The organism is Enterobacter cloacae complex sp. 394I7 (genome assembly GCF_057320345.1).
Genome location: NZ_JBXWCR010000010.1, coordinates 12,180 through 32,675 on the forward strand (window position 1 = coordinate 12,180; position 20,496 = coordinate 32,675).

Consider the following 20,496-nt stretch of genomic DNA (forward strand, 5'->3'; position numbering starts at 1 on the left):
ATTTCTCCTCAACTGCTGCTCTGCCGCTCAATACTCCAGGCTTCGGCAGCCAGTAACTCTTCATCATATTCAAGAATGCCCTTACGGTCCGAAAAGTGGGCATTATCCTGGCGTGCACGGTGCATGTGGGTACGGGAAAATGTGGCGCTGCGAAAATCCGCCTGGCGTAAATCGGCGGCGGAAAAATCGCTGTAGGTTAGGTCGCACAGGGCGAACGACGTCTTGCATGCCATGACCTGCTGCAGAATGCTTTGAAACAGGCGGCTGTGGCTGAAGTCGGCCCCGCTTAGCGTGGCCCCGACAAACAGCGCCTGGTCAAAGAGGCTATGCTGGCACTGCGCGCCGCTCAGGTCCGCCGCCATAAACAGCGCCTGACTGGCATTCACCTGGCGCAGCTGAGCCTGCTTCAGCGAGGCACCTTTGAAGTTGCACTGCGTCAGCTGGGCACCGTTGAAGTTGGCGCCGTCCAGTTGATTGTCGGTAAACTGGCAGCCGGTAAACTGCTGCTGCGCATAGTTTTTTCCGCGCTGGTCGCAGTTAAAGAACACAACGCGTTCAAACTGGCTGCTGCTGAGATCGGTGCTGCGCAGGTCAATGCCAAAAAAGGTGGTCAGCAGGGAGCGGCAGCCGTTGAAATGCGCTTCTGTCAGTGGGGATTCGAAAAAGGTACTGCGCTCAAGCCGTGCCTGGCTGAAGCGGCTGTGCGCCAGCGCGCAGCGCATAAACTGGGTTTTATCCAGAACGCTGCGCGCAAAATCACTGCCGCTAAGCGCGCACTGGTTAAACACGCATTCGCTAAGCGTGCTGTCGCTGCTATGCAGCGGCGCCATCCCGCACTGGTTAAATACAGTCTGTTGCAGGGTAGCGCCCGTCAGTTCTGCGCCCTCCAGTTGGCACTCGGTAAATACAGTTTCATGCAGGTTAGCGCCACGCAGGTTAGCCCCCTGCAGTGAGACCTCCTGTAAGATTCCGCCGGAGAGATCACAACCGCTAAGGTCGAGGCCGTCCAGATTGATCTCACTGATCGGTTCGCCGCTTTTGATCTTCTGCTGCAGTTCGGCTGCATTCATATCACTTCTCCGTCACGCTTTGGCAAGGTTTTGACCCGCCTGATAAAGGCCCCCGTCAGCGCGGTTGTATCATCAGTGAATGACTGCGACAGATCGGCGCGGAACAGGTTAGCACCGTGGAAGCGGGCGCCGCCCAGCTGCGTTTTCTGCATCAGGGCGCCCATCAGATTGGCATCGCTAAAATCGGCGCGGCGGAAATCGGTGCGCATAAACAAACTGCCGACCAAGTTGGCGCGCGTAAAGTTGGCACCCTGGCAGTTGGCTTCGCTGAGGTCACTGTTCTCTAACTTCGCCAGCGTAAACTGTGCGCCGTTTAGAACGGTCTGGCGCATATTGCTCTGCTTCAGCGTTGCACCGTTGAAGTCGGCCCCGGCCAGCGAGCTTTCCGCAGCCAGCGCGCAGGTAGTCAGTGTCGCTTGGTCAAAGCGCGCCCCGTCGGCGTTGCTCTCCACCCAGGAGCAGCTCTCAAGATCTGCACCGCTGAATCGCGCTGCCTGCAGCTGACATTTCAGAAAGGTGGTTTTGCGCAGCGTTGCCTGACTGAAGTCTGGCTGCGCCAGCGTCATCTCCATAAATATGCAGCCCTCAAGGTTGGCCTGCTGGAAGCCGCAGCCGCTGATTCCGCTTTCGCGCAGCAGGAGGTTCTCCAGCGTGGCGTGGCTGAAATCACAGCCGTCGAGCAGCGCATGCTCCAGTTGCGTCTCTTTCAGCTTCGCACCGCTGAAACAGCTGTTCTGGCACTGCGCCAGCGCCAGGCTGGCGCTGCTCAGGTCGCAGCCGCGCAGCGAAGCATTGTGCAGGTTGGCACGTGCCAGCATCGCTTCAGTGAAGCTGGCACCGTCCAGCTGGCAGCCGCTGAGGTCGGCGCACTCCAGCAGGGTTTGATGAAAATTGGCGCCGCGCAGATCCATCCCGGATAAGTCCGCCCCTGTCAGATCCAGCCCGCTGAAGTCGCCACACTGCGCCATGGTGCGTTCTGCGCGCTGGCGGATAATCAGCGCGAGATCGCCGGTCAAGCGCAGCGCCGGCTGCTGACTCTGCACCGACATCAGGTACAGCTGGTGCATTGCCTCGCGGCTCTGCTGCAGTTTCTTCTGCGTCATTTTATCGCCATGCTGGTGCTGCATCTCCTGCATTCGGTGCATTGATTCCGGGCCACGCGGCAGGTTATCGCGGCTGGCTGCATCGGGATATTTTGCTTCCATCTCCCGCTTGCGTGCTTCGGCCTGCTGCTGCATCTCTGCCGCTTTACGCTCCATCTTCTCGATAAACTCGGGCAGCTCGTCCAGCTTTGGCATCTCCGGCTCTTCAACCTCGGCAAGCAGGGTGCTGATATCCCCCCCTTGCGCCTCCAGCCTTGCGCGGTGCTGCTCGCACAGCTGGCTGGCGCGATTTACCATATTGTTCTGCATCGGGCACTCGCTGGCCTGCGCTTCGCTGTCCAGCCAGGGTCCGATGGCGTTTTCCGGCACAAGATCTTTTTCACGGAAGGCAAACAATGCGCCCTTCTCTTTATCCAGCCGCTGCGCCAGCACTTTGCGATAGTGATTCAGCGAGCGGGTAGCACCAGTGGTTTCCAGCGCGGGCATCAGCTGCTGCACGTCGGCGGCGTCATCTTCGTTGATGCGCCGGTTGCCCTGCCACATAAGCACCATCTGCTCCTTATGCGGGAAGAACCAGACGGTGGTGGCGCGCAGCTGGATCTCTTCAAACAGCAGCTCATCGCCGCGCTGGCGATTAATAAAGCAGCGCGCCTGCCACGGCGGCAGCCTGCCATGCAGCAGGGCTTTCTCCGGGTGCATATTCCAGATGCGCCACTCCGCTTCATCGGGCAGGCTGTCGCGATCGTCCCACCACTGGTCAGGGCTGGCGGCGTTAAATACCCGCCAGTCGATATCGCGCGCGAAGCCGGGAAACTCGTTCTGCATCCAGCTTGCGTCATAGGCCTTACCCATACGCTTCATGCGGCGCGGCCACTGCATATCCAGCGGGCCAAAGCTGACCGGTTCCGGCTGCTGGAGTGGTGAGGTAATGCGCTGGTGCAGCGGTTCAATATTCGGCAGGCGGCGATACTTGAGGCCATCCTGAGTTTCCTCCAGCGCGCCGATGCCGTGCGGATTATCGGCATAGCCTTCGCCGCCAAAGGCGCGGCTCCAGTCAAGGCGCATCTGCTCAAACGGGCGTGGCGGCGTGGGGTGTGAACCGGACCAGATTCGGTCGCCGGAGATTACGAGCGTTTTGCTGCGCGACTCGACATCTATGCGCGCAGCGCACAGGGTTTTATCCTGCTGATGGTGGGTATAAGCAAAGCCTGTTGCCAGAAATTCGGCGCGGGCCTTGGGGATCGCCATATCCAGCACTCCGCCGCTGGTCTGCAACTCGCTGGCCGCCAGTTGCCACATTTCAACTTCCGGGCGCAGCTGGGGTTTTGTCCCCATATCCGCCAGCGCCAGCACCGTAACACCAAGATGGTATTTTCCCTGCAGGCGAAAGGGGCGATTTAGCACGCTGAGGCGTAGCGGTTTAATAATCTTCATGGAATACGTCCTTAGGAAGATCTGTTTTTCCGTTTCATTAGGGTATTGGGAATATCAACAAGCGTTTTCCGTGCATCGGTGCGGGTATAACGAATGTTGATGCGCTGCCCGAGTTAATATTTCGCGCTGTCCATGGCGTCGATCTCCGCCAGTTACTGCCCGTTCAGCTCTTCACCACGTTAGTTTTGATAACGAAACTCTATGGAGATATTGATACACCCTGAATTACCGCCAGAGCAACTGGCAACCTGCATGATGACCGCTGTGGTATCAACCCCATCCCTCAAGACTTCGTTTTTGATTTTTGTTTCTGAGATCTCTGCGATACAGAGAAATCAAAACATAAATAAAAGTCAAGGAAAATGCTGAACATATGAAGTAGGCAATTATCACCATAATAAAACCATTAACAAATCAATCCAACAAGAATGAAATTATATTATTAACTAGGGTGACATTACATTGATTAAGGGAGGGGCGACCATCAAAACATCGAAAAAAAAGCAACGCCCCTAGCGTGTTTCATTCAACCTCTGAGTATTAAAAATTTATTTTTAATACTGCAACCCTTCCCTTTTCACCTTGTTTCACAATTATATCTAATCCTTTTTTAAGTAGGTGCATATCGCTCAGAGCAACAAGTGCCTTGGCTGATTTCAATTCCGAACCGTCACCTGTGTAAAAGAATACATCGAAAAAAAGGTTATTCCCATGACTCAAATTGGTTTTTTGCCATGATTCCATTTTTGTACTGATAAGGTCTCCTGCCCATGAATCATGTTTAATCAATCGGCAAGCATCAACAACTCCTTTAGACTTGATCTTAAAGAAAAAAATGTAACCGATAAATATTATAGGAACAATAATCCCGGCTATCATAAAAAATAATTCAATGCCTGAGATCGATGCGATCACTTTCTTGATATCCATAATCAACCTACGTAATTATATGCAATGCGGAATTGATAATATTTGTGACAGAATAGAATATCTTAATCCCCTCTCTGGTCACATTAACGCTATTAATTTCCGCCTTGAATAGAGTTTTTGACCAGTCTTTGACCTTAATTGAAGATGTGGCCAGATTTGCGGAGTTAGACATGATACCTAGGCTTGAACTAATTCCCGAAAATGATACATTATTTACCGTCACAGTCTCACTAAGTCCTGTTACTGATAAATTATGTCCCGTCACACTCTCATTAAATGCTGTCACTGACAGAGAATGAAGTTTAGGCTTAAACTGGGCAGCTGGAGCTTCCATTGTTATTGAAGTCCCACTGGTCAGTTTTATTTCATTTGGACTATATATGTGAATAGTACCATCATTAACATTCTGCTCCCAGTTACCGCCGTTCACATTTACTTTCATGCCACCTGAAGCAATTGTCGTATCCTGACCACCATCATAATTTTCAGTTATCTTACTGGTGACATGATGCTCTTCGTTACCATCAACAATAGTTGTCTTATCGCCTTTGACTGTGATCTTATCCCCTCCGCTGGTAATATCCAGCACACGACCGTTAGTAATACTGGTTTTCTCACCCTCCTTAAAGATCTTTGTCTCCAGTTTATCCACGGTGGTGGTGCGCTGGGCTTTGTAATCAAAGGTCGCGTTTCCGGTCACAGCATCCTTCTGCTCTTTTTTGATTTCAGTGATGCGGTTGCCATGCACCGTCACGACCATATCATTCTCGACCGAGATTTTCATGTCTTTCTCGGCGTGCATGTCCAGCTTTTCACTGCCCAGCTTATCCTCAAAAAACAGATAGCTGGCATTGTCTTTCGTGCCGTCTTTACTGCGCGTCATAAATCCCATCTGAGTAGCGGCGGCCGGCAGCGCCCACGGCGGCATGCTGGATTCATTATAGACGCGGCCCGTCACCATCGGCCGGTCCGGGTCACCGTTGATAAAGTCGATCACCACCTCGTCATTGACGCGCGGGATCTGCACCCCGCCGAACCCCTGACCCGCCCACGCGCTCGACACGCGCACCCAGCACGAGCTTGTGTCGTCCCCCTTCGCGTGACGGTCCCAGTGAAACTTCACCTTCACCCGACCATATTTATCGGTCCAGATTGACTCGCCCTGCGGTCCCACCACTTTCGCCGTCTGCGGCCCATGGGTGCGCGGCCACGCGGTTCGCTGCGCCGAGCGGAACTGCGTGGCCGACGGGATCACCGTAAGCCACACCGTGTGGTTGCTCTCGCCCCCGCCGGACGCGTAGGTGTTCTCTTCAAAGTGGTACAGCGCGCTGAGGATCAGGTAGTCGTCGGCGTCGCTGGCGAACGGCGGCTGGGTCAGCGTGAAGGTGCAGCCCGGCACGATGCCTGTCGAGGTCGCCTTAGCGTCGATGCGCTGGTGCTCTGCCTGCCACTCCTCCTGGCGGATGCGCGCGTAGAACTCGCCGTGGCTGTGCTCGACAAAGCGTCCCGGCCACTCGTAGTAGTCAATCTTGCCCGGCTGCGGCGACGACGGGTTCTGACGCGCATGGAACATCCACGCGTTCGGCTTGCGGAAGTCGTAATCGTCCAGGCTGTAGATGCCCGGCGTGACCTGCTCGGCTATCGACCATGCACCAATTCCTTCTTCATCCGTCGAGCCGCCAGAGGCGGTGGCGTGATAAGGAATGGTCTCATAGCCGGAGAACGGCTTGTGCTGCTGAGGTGCGTCGAACATCACCAGCGTGTGCTGCTCCGCGTCGTGGCGGAAGAAGAAGTAGATCCCCTCCAGCTCCATCAGACGCGAGATAAAGTCGTAGCTGCTCTCCTGGTACTGCACGCAGTACTCCCACGTCCGGTAGTCGCCCGCCAGCCTGTCCTCCACGTTGACCCCGTACTCGCCGAGCACGGTTTTAATGATGTCCGGCAGGCGCTGGTTCTGGAAGATGCGCTGATTGCGGTCGCGCTTCAGCGGCCACAGGTCGGACTCCATCACCAGGGTGTACACCGCGTAGCGCGTGCCGTTAAGGTCGGCGCTGTGAACCTTCACCGAGGTTATTTTGCCGTTGAGGTAGCGCGGCGCAGCGTTCAGCGCGCTGGTCGGAATGGTCAGCGTGATCGGCTGGCCGAGCATCGCCCGGCGGTCAAGGCGCGCGTCGGTGCTGAGCAGCGTCACGGTAAGCTCAAAGCTGCGCGAGACCACTTCCATACCCTCCAGCTTCCAGAACTGCAGGGTGCCGTCTCCGGCGGGGGTAGTGGCGGTAATACGATCAAACATTATCTTGCTCCCTTAATGTGGTGCCCGCACGCTGCAGGCGTTAGCGTCAGTTCTGCGGGTTCAGCAGCTACGCACCTTTCTGCTCAATAGTAATGCTCTGACTGCAGGTTTCACGGCGATTGCTGACCTCAAACTGGTAGTTGCCAGGCGACTGCGCGCCCACCGGGGCATCATCGCCGCCGGATGCCCCCTTAAGCACCCCTGCGGCCACCAGCTTGAGCATGGTTTCGGTTTCGTCGGCCAGGTTGCCGATCACCTTAGGCGCCGAGCCAAAGTCGAGCAGCACCTGCACCCCGTTATCCTGGGTCTGGATGTTATCCAGCGAGATATCACTGTGCAGGTAGCCCTTCTGGTGGATGGCGTTAATCGCGCCAAACAGCGGCAGCAGGCGGCGGATCCAGACCTCGTAGATGATCTGCGGGCGCAGCTGATGCAGCTACGACAGCGTGGTGCCACTGTAAAAGGCAGTACACATATAGGCGGTGTCGTTCTGCATCCAGAAGCGCAGCACGTGCAGCAGATTCGGGTGGTACTTCCTGAATAAAGCTGTTCAGCCCGGCGTGGAAGGTTTTACTGAAGTGCTCAATGCGCTGCACCAGCGTCAGGTCGCTGTTACGCGCCGCCAGCGAAGCGGGCATAAACTCTTTGATAACGATGGTGCGCTCCAGCTGATGGTCGCGGGCGCGGTAGAAAATGCCAAAGCGGCAGCCGCCCATCACCTGCTCAATCTCAAACTCATTGAAGCGGTAGCCGACCGGCAGTGCGTTCGGCTCCGTGCGCTTGTTATCATGTTTAGACTCTCTGATGGCTTAAGAAAATTGACAGTGGAACTCACCCTCAAGCACTGAGACGTGCAGGCGTCGATACTGTTCGTCGCGCGAGCTGGCAGACAGCAGCATCTGGCTCATTTGCGGCAACAGGGTATTGGTGAGGATGGCGTCGACCATGCGGCCGCCGGACTCCACTTCGGTGCATCGCTGCACAATCTGCGAAATCACGCTGTCGTCGACCACCGAGGCGATACCGTGGTTCTCCTCCAGGCGGCGCTGAATGCGCTGCAGCTGCATGCGAACAATCTGCGCCAGCATCGCATCACTCAGCGGGTAGTACGGCACCACCAGCAGGCGACCGAGCAGCGCAGGCGGGAACACCTCCAGCAGCGTTGGGCGCAGCGCCCCGGCCAGCACTTCCGGCTCCGGTATCAACTCCGGGTCGGCACACATTGCGTCAATCAGCTGGGTGCCGACGTTGGACGTTAGGATGATAATGGTGTTGCGGAAGTCGATATGCCGCCCTTCACCATCCTCCATCCAGCCTTTTTCAAACACTTGGAAGAAGATCTCGTGCACGTCCGGGTGCGCTTTTTCAATTTCGTCGAGCAGCACCACGCTGTAAGGACGGCGGCGGACCGCCTCGGTCAGCACGCCGCCTTCGCCGTAGCCGACATAGCCGGGAGGCGCGCCCTTAAGAGTGGAGACAGTGTGCGCTTCCTGGAACTCGCTCATATTGATGGTGATGATGTTCTGCTCGCCGCCGTACAGCGTCTCCGCCAGCGCCAGCGCAGTCTCGGTTTTACCGACCCCTGACGGGCCGCACAACATAAACACGCCGACCGGCTTGTTCGGGTCATCAAGACGCGCGCGTGAGGTGCGCACGCGGCGGGCGATAAGCTCCAGCCCGTGGTGCTGACCTATCACCCGCAGGTTGAGGGTATCGGCCAGCTTGAGCACCGCGTCAATCTCATTTTTTACCATGCGTCCCAGCGGGATACCGGTCCAGTCGGAAACCACCGCCGCCACTACGTTGGCATCCACCGCGGCAAACAGCAGCGGGTTTTCCCCCTGCAGCTCGCGCAGCTCCTGCTGCTGGGCTATGAGCTGCTGGTGCAGCGCTTCAGGCTCTTCCACACTTTTATCGTGCAGCTGCGCCCGCAAGGCGATAATCGCATCGACCAGCGCCTGTTCCTGCTGCCAGCGCGCGCTCAGTTGGTCACGCAAGGCGGCCAGCTCGCTTAGTTGCTGCTCCAGCGCCGCCACGCGCCCGCTTTCACCGATTCCGAGACGCGCTTCACGCCCGGCGATATGGCGCTCGATCTCCAGCGCGTGGATGCGGTGCAGGCAGTCTTCCAGCTGCGGCGGCTGCGCGCTTTGGCTGACAGCCACGCGCGCGCAGGCGGTATCCAGCAGCGCCACGGCTTTATCCGGCAGCTGGCGCGCAGGAATGTAACGGTGCGACAGCTTCACCGCCGCCGCCACCGCTTCATCCAGCAGCAGCACGCGGTGATGTTTCTCCAGCGGGCTGACGGTGCTGCGCAGCATCAGCAGCGCTTTCTCTTCGTCAGGCTCGTGGACCTGTACGGTCTGGAAGCGGCGGGTCAGCGCAGGGTCTTTCTCAATATACTTTTTGTACTCCGCCCAGGTGGTGGCGCCGATGGTGCGCAGCTGGCCGCGCGCCAGCGCCGGCTTCAGCAGGTTGGCGGCATCACCGGTGCCCTGCTGGCCGCCCGCGCCGATCAGGGTGTGGATTTCGTCGATAAACAGCACGATCGGCGTCGGGCTGGACTGCACTTCTTTAATCAGCGCCTGCAGGCGCGCCTCGAACTCGCCTTTCATCCCAGCGCCCGCCTGCAGCATGCCGATATCCAGCAGCCACAGCTGCACCTCCTGCAGCGGGGCCGGAACGTCGCCGGCAGCAATACGCAGCGCCAGCCCTTCAACCACGGCGGTTTTGCCGACGCCCGCTTCCCCGGTCAGCAGCGGGTTGTTCTGGCGGCGGCGCATCAGGATATCGACCATCTGGCGGATCTCCTCATCACGCCCGTCCACCGCGTCAATCTTGCGGTCGCGCGCTCGCGCAGTCAGGTCCTGCGCATACTGCGCCAGCGTGCCCTGATGCTGCGGCACCTCACCCGCGTTTCCCTGCGGCGCGGCAGCAACCTCCCCCGCCTCTTTGCTGCCGTCGAATACCGCGTCGAACTGATCCAGCAGCACGTCCATGCTGATGCGGCTGAACTGAGGCGAGATACCCTTCAGCAGGTTGGCGAGGTTGAAGGTTTTTAGCATGCCGATCAGCAGGTGGCCGCCGCGGATCTTCTGCACACCAAACTTCAGCGAGCAGTAAACCCAGGCGCGCTCCACCGCGCTGTCGATATGTTCAGCAAGGTCAGAAACCGTGCTGGCCCCTCGCGGCAGCCGGTCGAGCGCCTCGACGATGTCGCGTGTCAGTGCCTCTTCATCCAGTGAAAAATAGCGGATCAGCTGCTGTATATCGCCGTCCTGGTGCTGCATCAGCTGATGCAACCAGTGAACCAGCTCCACATAAGGATTGCTGCGCAGCTTACAAAAGGCGGTGGCGCTTTCCAGAGAGGTAAATAACAGCGTATCCAGTTTGCCGAACAGTACGGCGCGGCTTATCTCTGACATGATTATTCTCAGTGGTTATAGATCTAATGGGATAGGATCCTGCCCTCAGGCAAGGGGTCAGCTGACGGTTTCTTCCTGCGCTTCAGGGCTATAGATTAAGTCACTGCGCGGCTGCGGCGTCGCGGGCTGGCCAAGCCAGCTGCTGTAGCCCAACCGCCCGTTTCTGCCGAGGATGATGCCCTGAACGTCCGACGCGGCCATCGTCAGGCGCACGTCCCAGACATATTCGATGCCGAGATACTGGCGCACCCAGTCGCGCAGCTGCACGGCCCAGTGTTCGCCGGGCAGCAGGCGATTATACTTATCCAGCTGTAGCGGCCCCAGCTCGATACGAAACTTATGCTGCACGTCGCGCACCGCTAAGCCGAGGAAAGCCGACTCGCCGAGGCGCGGTTTACGTCGTCCGGCCCCGAGGCTGGCGCGTTCTCGCTCGTCAATCGGCTGCCAGTGCGGCACGTTCTCCACCAGCTTTACCGGCACGCGAAAATAGTGGCGCAGGACCTTCTCCAGCCCTTCTCCGTCGCGCCCCTGACGCGCCAGGTGCCCGGCAACGGCGAAGCGGGCGTGGTCGCTCAGGCTGCCCTTTTTCAGTTGGCCCGGCTGGCCCATGCCGATCAGGCTGGCGATGTACTGCTCAAAATGGCGCTGCTCAGCGCGATCCAGCGCCACCGTCGGCTGCGCATCGGCCCAGGCGCGGTAGAACAGCAGCGTCAGGCGGTGGTGAAACATGTCGGCAAAGGCGGTGAAGCTGTAATCCTGCTGGTGATAGATGCGCTCGCGCGCGTACTCGGTCAGGTGAACCGGCAGCGGTCCGTTAGGGCCAAACAGCCCGAAGCTGTAGATCGACACCTCATGCAGCGTGCTGCAGTCGCGCGGCGTAACGCTGGCAATGGTCGAGGGAGAAAAGGCCAGCGAGGGCAGCTGGCCGATGCGCAGCGGTTCATGGCGCGGCAGCGGCGCACGCCCCAGCGGATAGCGCTCACCGCCCTGCGCATCGATGCGCCGCAGCAGCTGGAACAGGTCGTAACGCCAGGGCGCGGCCTGCAGCACGTGCCAGAAGTCGGCGGGCAGGCGCTTCAAACGATGAATTTCTGCAGCCTGCGCGGTCATATCAGCGTCCTTTTACCCATACGCGGCGCCCAGTAGCCGACCTCCCCACGCTGCTGGCTGTTGAGCGTCACTTCGGTGAAGGTGTTAATCGCTACAAGCCGTGAGAAAACCCGCTCCAGCACGCTGCCCAGCAGCCAGGGGCTGGCGCCGGAAAACGCCTGTTCATCCATCTCCAGCTCAACGCTAATGCCGCGGGCAAACACAATCGGTCCCGGCTCCGGCATCCGCCGGAACACCGGCTTGAGCTGGCAGTGGCGAATGCCCTCAATCTGGCGGGCCACCGGGGCATCGGCCAGATTGGCGTACAGCCCAAGCATCTGGCGCAGCGCAGCAGCTCCCTCGCCGTCATGACCGTCCATCAGGCTGAGGTAGTTCATCTGCAAATGGCTGATCAGCCGCCAGGCGATTTTGCCCTCGGCCAGCGCTGCACGCGGCGGCGTTGGCCCTTTGCGCAGCGTCAGCTGGCGGATCGGCACCGAGTCCGGCATCACAAAGTTGCCCTGCTGCTCCTGCAGCAGCAGCGGCAGGTCTCGGCTGGTACAGAGCACTTCAGCACTGAGGTGGCGCAGATCTTCATGCCACGGCGCATGCTGTTCATCCACCAGCGAGAGAAAGACTTCCGAGCCGACATAGCCGGTGCGTGTGCCGTAGCGCTGCGCGTGTTCCGACAGCATGCGCTGCTCGCGGCGCAGCGAAAAATAGGCGCCGTAGTTACCGCCGTCATCGCTGAAGGTGCTCCAGAACGGGCGGAACAGCTGCTCCTCGTGCTGGTTATGACCGCTGGCATACAGCTTCTGCACCGAGAAGATCTCGTAATCGAGCGGGCGAATGTTATCCACCACTAGGTGATACTCATGCACGCTGTCATTCAGCTTCTGGCGCGCTGCCACCTTAGGGAACAGGTTGATCACCGGGGTGCAGTGCAGCGCCAGGTGGCTGCGGTCAATCACCCGCTCCAGCCCTTCGCTGCTTTTATCCAGCAGCAGCACGATGTCAAATTCACGCTCCCCATCCCCTGCGCACTGCAACAGCGGGCGCAGCTGACTGATGCTTATAAACTGGAAGCGCGCCGGGAAGGCAAAATACTCCTGCAGCAGGCGGTAGCCATCAAAGTTACGCAGGTCATCCGGCAGCAGCGCCTGCTCCGGCGCGAAGCCCTCCTGCTGCACCGCGCCATCATCCAGCAGCGTGCGGCGCGGGCTGGCCGTCACGCTCTGGCAGAAGCCGCCCACGTAGTGCTGCATCACCAGCTCCAGCAGCTGCTGCGCCTGCATATCCGGGCCGCTGAGGAAAAACATCAGGCTGTCGAAGTTAAGGTGCGCCAGCGTCACCGCTTCATCGCACTCCAGGCGGATGCGCAGAGCGCTCACCGCCCCCAGCTGGCTCAAACCAAGCTGGCCGAGCGAGATATTAGCAGGGATGCCGCCCAGCTCGACCTGCTTGATTTCCAGCGGTTGCAGCATCACGTCGTGGGCGGTGGTGTAGCTGCAGGTCACGCCGCTCTGCTTGAGGATCTGGCTGTCCATCATGGTGCCGCGTGGCACGCAGAATCCGCCGCTGATATCGCCTTTGCGGCTGTCCGGGTGCAGCTCGGCGATGGCCATCGACGGCGTCGGCGCGAGATAGTTCGGCGCGATCATCTCCAGCATTCGCTGGGAAAAACGCGGGAACTCCGCATCCATCTTCAGCTGTACGCGCGAGGTGAGAAAGGCGAAACCCTCCATCAGCCGCTCAACGTAAGGGTCCGCCACTTCATCGCCGCGCATCCCCAGACGCCCGGCAACCTTGGGATAGCGCCCGGCAAACTCTGCCCCCATCTCACGCAGGTAGGTCAGTTCTCGGTTGTAGTAATCAAGCAGCTTGCTGTCCATCACAATGACCTTCTTTATTAATCGATATCTTTCAGCTCAAAGTGACCGTTTTCCAGGTCCACATCGGTACGAAACAGGAATTCAAGCGGGTACGGCACGCACCACAGGCGGCCCTTAATCTCTATAGACAGCACGTTGTGCAGGTCGAGCGATCCCGTGTCGGAGACGCAGCGGACCTGCAGTCCACCTGGCAGAATGCGCGGCTCAAAGTTGAGGATCGCCGCCGTCAGCTTGCGCTGAATATCCAGCCACTCAATGTCCGACATGCGCTGTCCGGCCAGCGGCGCGATACCAAAGTTGAGCGTGGAGCGTTTAACCTGCGGAAAGGCTTGCAGTACCTGCTGGGCTTCGTTGTTGATGGTGTTAAACAGCCACTGCAGGTCGCGCAGTACGTTACGGCGCAGCGAGCTGTGTGAGATCAACGTGTGGTAAGCCGCTTCCTGCTGCTTATCGGGCGCATTATCGGTCAGGCGGTCGAGCAGCGAGGCCTGCATTTTGTCGCGCGCGCTTAAGCTTTGCTGGCACCGCTGGCGATAGCCGCCATGCAGCAGGTCGTACGCGTCTCTGCTGTGCTGGCTCATGATGCAGACTCCGCAGTAGCAAAGGTCAGCGTCTCCAGGTTCAGCAGCGGAAAGTCATCCTGCGCGCTGAGCCAGCTTTTCTGGCCGTGCCCGCTCAACTGCTGCTCATCGCCGCTCAGGGGCCGCCATTCGGTCAGCGATCCCAGCCGGTAACGGTCATCGTCGCCCGGCATACGCGGTGTGGCCAGGCCTCTGAACACCAGGGCGCGCTTTAACTCACCGCCGATCGCCTGCTCCAGCAGGTTGACCGCCGGCTGCGCCTGCGGCTTCAGCGCCCGCCAGCTTTTCAGCTGGGTCAGAGCCCGGCTCCAGTTCCCAACTAGGCACAGCAGCTGGACGAAGCTGGCGCGCAGGTCGGCATCTGCAGGCTGACGTTTGATCTGGCCTTCCACTTGGGCCAGCGCTTCATTCAGCGACTGTCCGGCCACGAGCTGTTGTAATGAGTGCATGGTCTTTCCTTGATGAAGCGTGCTGAATGCCCCGGCTTCCGGGTCCTGCAGCTGCGGATGCAGCACGTCAAGCAGTTTGTTGGTCAGGTCGGTGCTGTTACCCAGGTACGGTGACCACTGATTGCGTATCTCATTCAGGCGCTTTTGCAGCAGCGTTTTATCCGCCGCACCAGGCTGGCAACGCGCGGCTGAAAATCACCCAGCAGCGCCGTGTCTTTCTTGCCGTTGGCGATGATGCGCAGCGGCAGCTCGCGCGCACACAAGTTTTCCGGACTGTTGCTTTTAACGTTGTCGATCCAGATATCCAGCTTGAGCGAGTGGGGCTGCACAATCTGATAATCCTGCGCTCAGGCGCTGGACGCGAGCAGGAATGTGAACGCACCTGACAGCAAATATTTCATAACATCCTTTTCCTGTTTCAATCACGCAGCGCAATAAACTGCGCCGCTTCCGACAGAGAGTGCAGCAGCATGGTGTCCTGCGGCTCCCCGACACAGACGGCAAAGGCGCTTTAGTTATCCTGGCTGCCCTCCGATCGTTGTTCGTTTTTCTTAGTGACCTGCAGCATCAGCGTCAGCCACTCGTCCGTCGGCACCACGTTGCTGTAGCTGGCATGGCGGTCTTCATCACCCATACCGAGGGCAAAAGTTCGCTTTTCTGCTGCTGGCGGATCAACTGGACATTCAGATAGTGCTGCACGTCAAAGCGCTGCATCATGGTGTTACGCGTCATGCTCGCGGCGATATCGCCCGCCGGAAGCCCCGCAAAGCTATAGCACACCACAAAGCAGGCCGAGCGCCCACCGACGATCTCGCCGATCTTATCCTGATTGCTGACGCGTTCATATTGGTTCGACATTCAGGCAATGGTGATATTCATCATTCTTCCGATCTGATCTGAGTGTCTTTGTACTGGTTCACTTCCATGTCGTAGGCGTGGAGAAAGGCTTCGCCAAACAGCGTGTGGAAGTCGTCTTCTATCTCACCGGTGGTTTCGCCATAGCGTTTGGTGAAGTGATCCCACAGTGCGGCCTTGCGGCTGCTGGGCAGCGACAGCCGCGAGGTGGCTCCCTCAGCCCATGCTTCTTCCTCCAGCTGCTGCGGGTTGAACAACTGCAGCATGGAGGCGATCAGCGCGCGGATCCCGGCGATCATCCCCAGCTGATGCGCCTGCAGCTCCACAAGCGCATCGCGCACCGACTGCTTCGGCGGCATAAAACAGGGCATGCGGCTGCCAAACATCTGCATCAGCACCGATTTACCGGAAGGCAGCAGCTTGAAAGGGTTGTTGGCCTCGTCGAGGCTCACCGTCATCTCTGCTTTCACCGCGCGCTTAAGGATCGAACACGACGACAGCAGCGCAACTGTGCCCTGCGAGAACATGCTCAGCATCTGCCCCAGCTCCTGGATGGAGTCGTGGTCAAAACGCGGCGTCGGCTGCAGGTCCTGCAAACCCATGCCGCTGATGAGCGCATTGAGCAGGTCGCCATCCAGGGTTTTACCGCCCGCTGCGGCGCTGCTCTGCTGGCTGCTGTTGGCGACTGGGTCAATGCGCAGGCGGCCTTTTGGCACCGGGGCGTTCTGGCGCACTATCGCCTGCGGGATCGGCAGCGCAATCCCGCTGTACTCCGGCGGCGGCGGTGCGGATGCGGCATCGACAGGCTCATCAAACAGCGGCGAGCTGGCAAAAGTGACGTTGTCAGGCTGCTGGCTGGCATCAGCTCCAAACAGCGAGAAGTTACTGGCGAGCGGCGGCAGCGGATCGTCGGCTGGCGCGCTCTGCTGGCCCGGCTCCTCATACAGCAGTGCCAGCGGCACGGCGCTACCCATCATCAGACACAGCGGGTCGTCGCTGTTAACCTGCGCAGGGCTGCTGCCTACGCCAAACAGTGCCAGCGGGTCCTGCTCAACCTGCGGCTTGCTATCCGGCAGCGGACTTTTAGCACCGGGCTGCTGGAACAGCGTGCTCGGGGTGCTGTCATCGAAGATGCTTTCCTGCTTGAACAGCGGGTCAGACTCGAACAGGCTCTCCGGCGTCTGCTGGCGGCGATCGAATTTGAGCGGCTCGCTGGACTGCACCAGATGCGCCAGCGGGTCGGCCGGGTTACGCTCTTCGGCAGCGGGCGCGGTGAGCGGGTTTGCATAGCTCTCTGCACTTTTATTCTGCTGGCGGCTGGATAGGTTATCGGAGATGGAGAACTCCTGCGCCAGGCTGTCCCAGATCTCGCTGGGAATGGCGGCAGTCTGCGCGGCCTGTTTTGCCACCGGGGCAGCGGCACTTTTCGGGCGCGCTACATCGCCCAGCTCGCTGACCTGTAGCCGATAGTCATCAATGCCCAGCACATCGCCATCCTGCAACTCCACCTGACGGCCGCGCTCCAGCGGAATATCGTTAAGTAGCACGCGCGTCACGTTGCCACGGTTGGTGATACGGCACTCACCGTCATCGCTGATGTGCACAATCGCCTGTAACCGCGAAATGGTGCGATCGTCATCCGGCAGCACCAGGTTGTTATCCACGCCACGACCAATCGTGCCGCCGGGTGGCAAGAAATCGCAGCTGCTTTGCGGCGGCTGATGACCCTGTTTGGTGTTTATAATCGTAAATCGCATAAGATGTTCCTGCTCAGGTGTATTCGGCATCTGCACTGTGCCCGTCTCGGCAGGGAAACTAAAACGGGCGAAATTCAGGTAGCGGTGGGCGCGGAGAAATCGGTTTTGAGAATGTTATCTAGTTGCTTAATGCTTTTCATGCGGGTCACATCCGGCTGTAGTTGGCTGACGAACATTTTCCAGCGGAAGTAGCGGTATTAATAAGGCCGCGCTTTATCGATAATTAAAATATATTTCTGTCCTGCCTTACAGCTTAATTACCTGTTATCGCTGTTTAAGCGAACGATCAGGCTTTTCCTGTAAGGTTCAATAACCAACAGGCTTTGCCGCCATGAATAACGCAGGAACTATAATCGCGAGGGAATGTTTCAGAAGCTTTATCTTCTGATAAGGGCGACAGACAATAACTGCTTATTCATTAAAGATTGTATCGTCGATTATTACTTAAAATACTTATGTCACATTGTAATTCATCACTTTAATTATCTTTTGCGTCATAAATAATTAATTTTATATTTTTAAATACGTCGAGGCCCCATTATTCTTTATTTCCGGATAACAGTGAGTAGCGATAGGGGCCATTTGGAACTTGTAGCCATGAAAATCACACACTGCAGCGCAGTTTCAATTCACAGTCTTACCTGCCAATGTGATACTCTTGCAATTCTTATGATTTTGGCGTGACAGGTCACAACTAACATTGCCTTCATCACTGTGACTGGTAATAGTTTTAGTAAATTTTCCACCCTGAATCGTTACCTTATACTCTGCCAAAACGTTTGTTGATCAGACGACAAACAAAATGCGTCACACCAGCAAAGAGTTCTTTTTCATTAGAGACCCTGTCAATATAGAGTTTAATTATCCTTTTGTCTTTAAACTCTTTCTCCAGCGCGGACAGCTCCTGACTGTGGTAAAAGTGTCGATGCATTTCGCCAGCGTCATCATATCACCGGACTGGATGTCGTACTTTTTATGCAAATACGCCTGCACAACCTTTCTTACTCCCGCGTGGGGCAGCGGCGGCATCATTCTTAACTTCTTTTGACTGGTAGCCCACAGCCGCACAGGTGCTTAATGCGTAATTCTTCAGATACTGCTCAGGACGGTAGTGCGGATTGGCGACAGCCTGAAACGAGAAGATAGCAGGCAAAGCGGGCAGAATGACCTTTAATGTAACAACCATATTCAAGCCTCACTGGGCATTGGAAAATAGTAGTGATCGGAGCAGGTTTTACCATTCCATAATGTTGCATGGCCGCTGGCATCGCTCCAGCCGTTAACAGTAAACACCATTATTCCTTTCATATTTTCGAAATCACTGACCTTAGGATTTTCCACGGTTTTATCAGGTTTACCATACATCTTATGCAGATAAATCAGTAAGTCCCGAACCTGATATATACCAGTTCTAATCTGCCCCAGACACAGTTTTCCAGCTGCCGCGTCGTATTTTAGCACCAGGATAATTATTGCTACCCACATTGCCGCCAATAATTTCTCCAACGGCAGGGACATCCACATTGACCACGGTGAAGTTTTGCCAGGCCAGTAAGAACACCGGTCTTGCTGCCATAACTCTTCCCTCTGCAATAATTGCGAATTAATCCAAAATGCCCACTCGTAACGAGTGGGCTGCAGCATTACACTTCTTTGTTCTCTTTGATGTTCCAGCCACCGCTGCTTTCTGCGCCTTTGCCACCGGAAGTGCTTTGTTCCCAGTACTGCTGTTTAACTTTAGAGGCCTGGAAAGCATAGGAGACACCAATGGTGTCTCCTGACTTAGCACCGGTATACTGCACGGAAGTCACCAACACATCTTCCAGAGTGATTTTTGCGTATTCAACCTGAGTACCACCCGCTTTACAGACAGACAGCTCTACCTTCGCCAGATGCTTACCACTGGCGCAATTTTTAAGCAAGGCAGTAACTGATTTATCGATCAGTGCGTTCACGTGCAGATCGTTGAAGTTCACTTTGCCGACACCGCCGCCACCGCCCACATACATGTTGCCAGGTTGAGAAGCACCCCAAGAGAATGAATCAATATCTATCCAGCCAGTGTGGTTAGAATCTTTTGATTCGCCAGTCACGCCGTCAACCTTCATATACATATCAATAGCCATTGTTATCTACTCTCATTAGTTAAAGTATTTGCTTTTACCCTTCTTCCTTCAGGAAAAATTTGGGTATAGATAAAGCACTGATATGGCAAACAGTAAAGCAATGGGTCGAATAAAACAGTCCATATTTTACCTCTGCCTTTTTCTGAATATCACCAAATGGATATATCAGAAGAGATAGCTATTAACAACGCTCTGCAGTTAATAACTAAATTTTTTACCCACCAAGCAACATCCCCTGCGTAGCGCTAACTGGCAGATAGTAAAAATTATGAAACCCACATTCTTGCGCAATGTTTTTTACTATACACGGCGGTATAAAAAACTACCACTATAAGTCAATAGTGAATTAACAGACTTCTCTCTTCACTGTGCGGCCAGCCATACCAAAATGGAAAATTAATCCTGCACGCAAACAGGAGAGAGAAGCAATATAAGACAGTATTTTTTGCAATCCATCCAATAAAAGAAATTATCATTTCTGCCTACTGCCTTGTTAATTATTAGTCACCCACTCCTTATTCTAGAAGGGTTGTTGCTGATAAACATCTTTTTCTAGTTGTGACTATTCCCTTGTTATTCCTTTTAAAAAGCAAGAGAAAATATTAACTTCTTGGACTAATATTCTCGCCAAAAGAGTAGACAACAACCGATACAATAATAAGTAAAGTTAATATTATCGCGCGAATTAATTTATTTATTAACCCCACCACCAATCAATCCAGAAGATATAATAACACAAGACCAAAAGGAAAATAAACTGGAAAGCGTAAAATAAAAACCAGCCCCCCTAAAAACAATAAACTAATAAATAAAATAGTTAAAAACTTTATTGATGATTTTATCATTCGTTTCCTGATGCTTTATTCCATACAGGAAAGGCTTTGCATTATATTACAACATAAAACAAAGAAAATCTAAATATCCCATACCTCAGAGCATATTATATGCATCAAAATCCAGTTCATTGAGCTCGTAAGTTTTTAGATTGACTGGAGACTGATATTTCTACACTTAATATTCCCGTCAGTTCTGTAGAAACCAGAAACTTTGAAATAACTTGCGATGCAAACAGTGAAATAATCTGTTTCACAAAGACAAGTTTTAAACTAATTTCCTAAATGCTGGATGGGCATTTAAATTTAAAAATGTGTACATTGGTTTACAGAGAGTCCATATACATATTTTGTAATCACTGTGGTGATTATTTTCCGCACACCCTATGAGATAATCTAGTTTTTAAACAGCGACAACAGGCGTATAGTTTCGGTCTGATTACTCCAACGATTATCACTGTCTAGATAGTTTTTGGTCAACAACCACATATCTTCAGGGATATCCATGAAGCCTCTTGCAAGACCCGTAAAAACCTTCTGCATCAGTTTTTCCGGAGCTTAAAAATAGCAGCCATGCCTTTGTGCATCGAATAATGTTCACTCCTTATCAAGCTCACTTTGTAACCCGGTGGCACCTAATGGCCACCGGTACATTCAGCGTA

General features: G+C 55.6%; 13 protein-coding genes and 3 pseudogenes. All 16 read right to left on the reverse strand.

Features of this window, described 5'->3' with window-relative positions; genetic code table 11:
* Positions 1-8: 8 nt before the first annotated feature.
* The 16 genes and pseudogenes from AC2FAP_RS21545 to AC2FAP_RS21620 all read right to left on the reverse strand — a co-directional run bounded on the left by AC2FAP_RS21545 (position 9) and on the right by AC2FAP_RS21620 (position 19,001).
* A complete protein-coding gene (locus AC2FAP_RS21545) occupies positions 9-1,070 on the reverse strand; it encodes a pentapeptide repeat-containing protein (protein WP_172687039.1) in 1,062 nt (353 codons plus the stop codon).
* On the reverse strand, positions 1,067-3,607 hold the full coding sequence (locus AC2FAP_RS21550; protein WP_172687038.1) for a DUF2169 family type VI secretion system accessory protein: 2,541 nt from the start codon (positions 3,605-3,607) through the stop codon (positions 1,067-1,069). The genes AC2FAP_RS21545 and AC2FAP_RS21550 overlap by 4 nt, the downstream gene beginning before the upstream one ends.
* Positions 3,608-4,147: 540 nt before the next feature.
* Entirely contained in the window at positions 4,148-4,537 is a 390-nt protein-coding gene (locus AC2FAP_RS21555; RefSeq protein WP_172687037.1) for a hypothetical protein, read from the reverse strand.
* A 7-nt stretch (positions 4,538-4,544) separates the two neighbouring features.
* Positions 4,545-6,830, reverse strand: a complete 2,286-nt coding sequence (locus AC2FAP_RS21560) for a type VI secretion system Vgr family protein (protein ID WP_172687036.1) — start codon at positions 6,828-6,830, stop codon at positions 4,545-4,547.
* A gap of 214 nt (positions 6,831-7,044) precedes the next feature.
* Positions 7,045-7,636 (reverse strand): annotated as a pseudogene (locus AC2FAP_RS21565) (protein kinase domain-containing protein); the annotation flags it as partial.
* A 3-nt stretch (positions 7,637-7,639) separates the two neighbouring features.
* A complete protein-coding gene (gene tssH / locus AC2FAP_RS21570; RefSeq protein WP_172687035.1) occupies positions 7,640-10,252 on the reverse strand; it encodes a type VI secretion system ATPase TssH in 2,613 nt (870 codons plus the stop codon).
* 57 nt (positions 10,253-10,309) lie between these two features.
* On the reverse strand, positions 10,310-11,362 hold the full coding sequence (tssG, locus tag AC2FAP_RS21575; protein WP_172687034.1) for a type VI secretion system baseplate subunit TssG: 1,053 nt from the start codon (positions 11,360-11,362) through the stop codon (positions 10,310-10,312).
* A complete protein-coding gene (tssF, locus tag AC2FAP_RS21580) occupies positions 11,359-13,233 on the reverse strand; it encodes a type VI secretion system baseplate subunit TssF (RefSeq protein WP_172687033.1) in 1,875 nt (624 codons plus the stop codon). Before tssF ends, tssG begins: the two co-directional genes overlap by 4 nt.
* 17 nt (positions 13,234-13,250) lie before the next feature.
* Positions 13,251-13,814, reverse strand: a complete 564-nt coding sequence (gene tssE, locus AC2FAP_RS21585) for a type VI secretion system baseplate subunit TssE (protein ID WP_172687032.1) — start codon at positions 13,812-13,814, stop codon at positions 13,251-13,253.
* Complete coding sequence (locus AC2FAP_RS21590) at positions 13,811-14,263, reverse strand: type VI secretion system accessory protein TagJ (RefSeq protein ID WP_172687060.1); 453 nt, start codon at positions 14,261-14,263, stop codon at positions 13,811-13,813. Before AC2FAP_RS21590 ends, tssE begins: the two co-directional genes overlap by 4 nt.
* A 134-nt stretch (positions 14,264-14,397) precedes the next feature.
* Positions 14,398-14,592, reverse strand: a complete 195-nt coding sequence (locus AC2FAP_RS21595) for a hypothetical protein (RefSeq protein ID WP_228718944.1) — start codon at positions 14,590-14,592, stop codon at positions 14,398-14,400.
* Positions 14,593-14,681: 89 nt separating this feature from the next.
* Positions 14,682-15,121, reverse strand: a pseudogene (locus tag AC2FAP_RS21600) (hypothetical protein).
* A gap of 20 nt (positions 15,122-15,141) precedes the next feature.
* Positions 15,142-16,875, reverse strand: a complete 1,734-nt coding sequence (tagH, locus tag AC2FAP_RS21605; protein WP_172687059.1) for a type VI secretion system-associated FHA domain protein TagH — start codon at positions 16,873-16,875, stop codon at positions 15,142-15,144.
* Between the two features lie 865 nt (positions 16,876-17,740).
* Positions 17,741-18,061 (reverse strand): annotated as a pseudogene (locus tag AC2FAP_RS21610) (T6SS amidase immunity protein Tai4 family protein); the annotation flags it as partial.
* A 2-nt stretch (positions 18,062-18,063) separates the two neighbouring features.
* Positions 18,064-18,519 (reverse strand): T6SS effector amidase Tae4 family protein, encoded by a 456-nt coding sequence (locus tag AC2FAP_RS21615; RefSeq protein ID WP_320711375.1) that lies wholly within the window; start codon positions 18,517-18,519, stop codon positions 18,064-18,066.
* Positions 18,519-19,001 carry an Hcp family type VI secretion system effector gene (locus AC2FAP_RS21620; RefSeq protein WP_172687031.1) on the reverse strand — a complete coding sequence of 161 codons (483 nt, stop codon included), beginning with the start codon at positions 18,999-19,001 and terminating at the stop codon, positions 18,519-18,521. The genes AC2FAP_RS21615 and AC2FAP_RS21620 overlap by 1 nt, the downstream gene beginning before the upstream one ends.
* Positions 19,002-20,496: the final 1,495 nt, after the last annotated feature.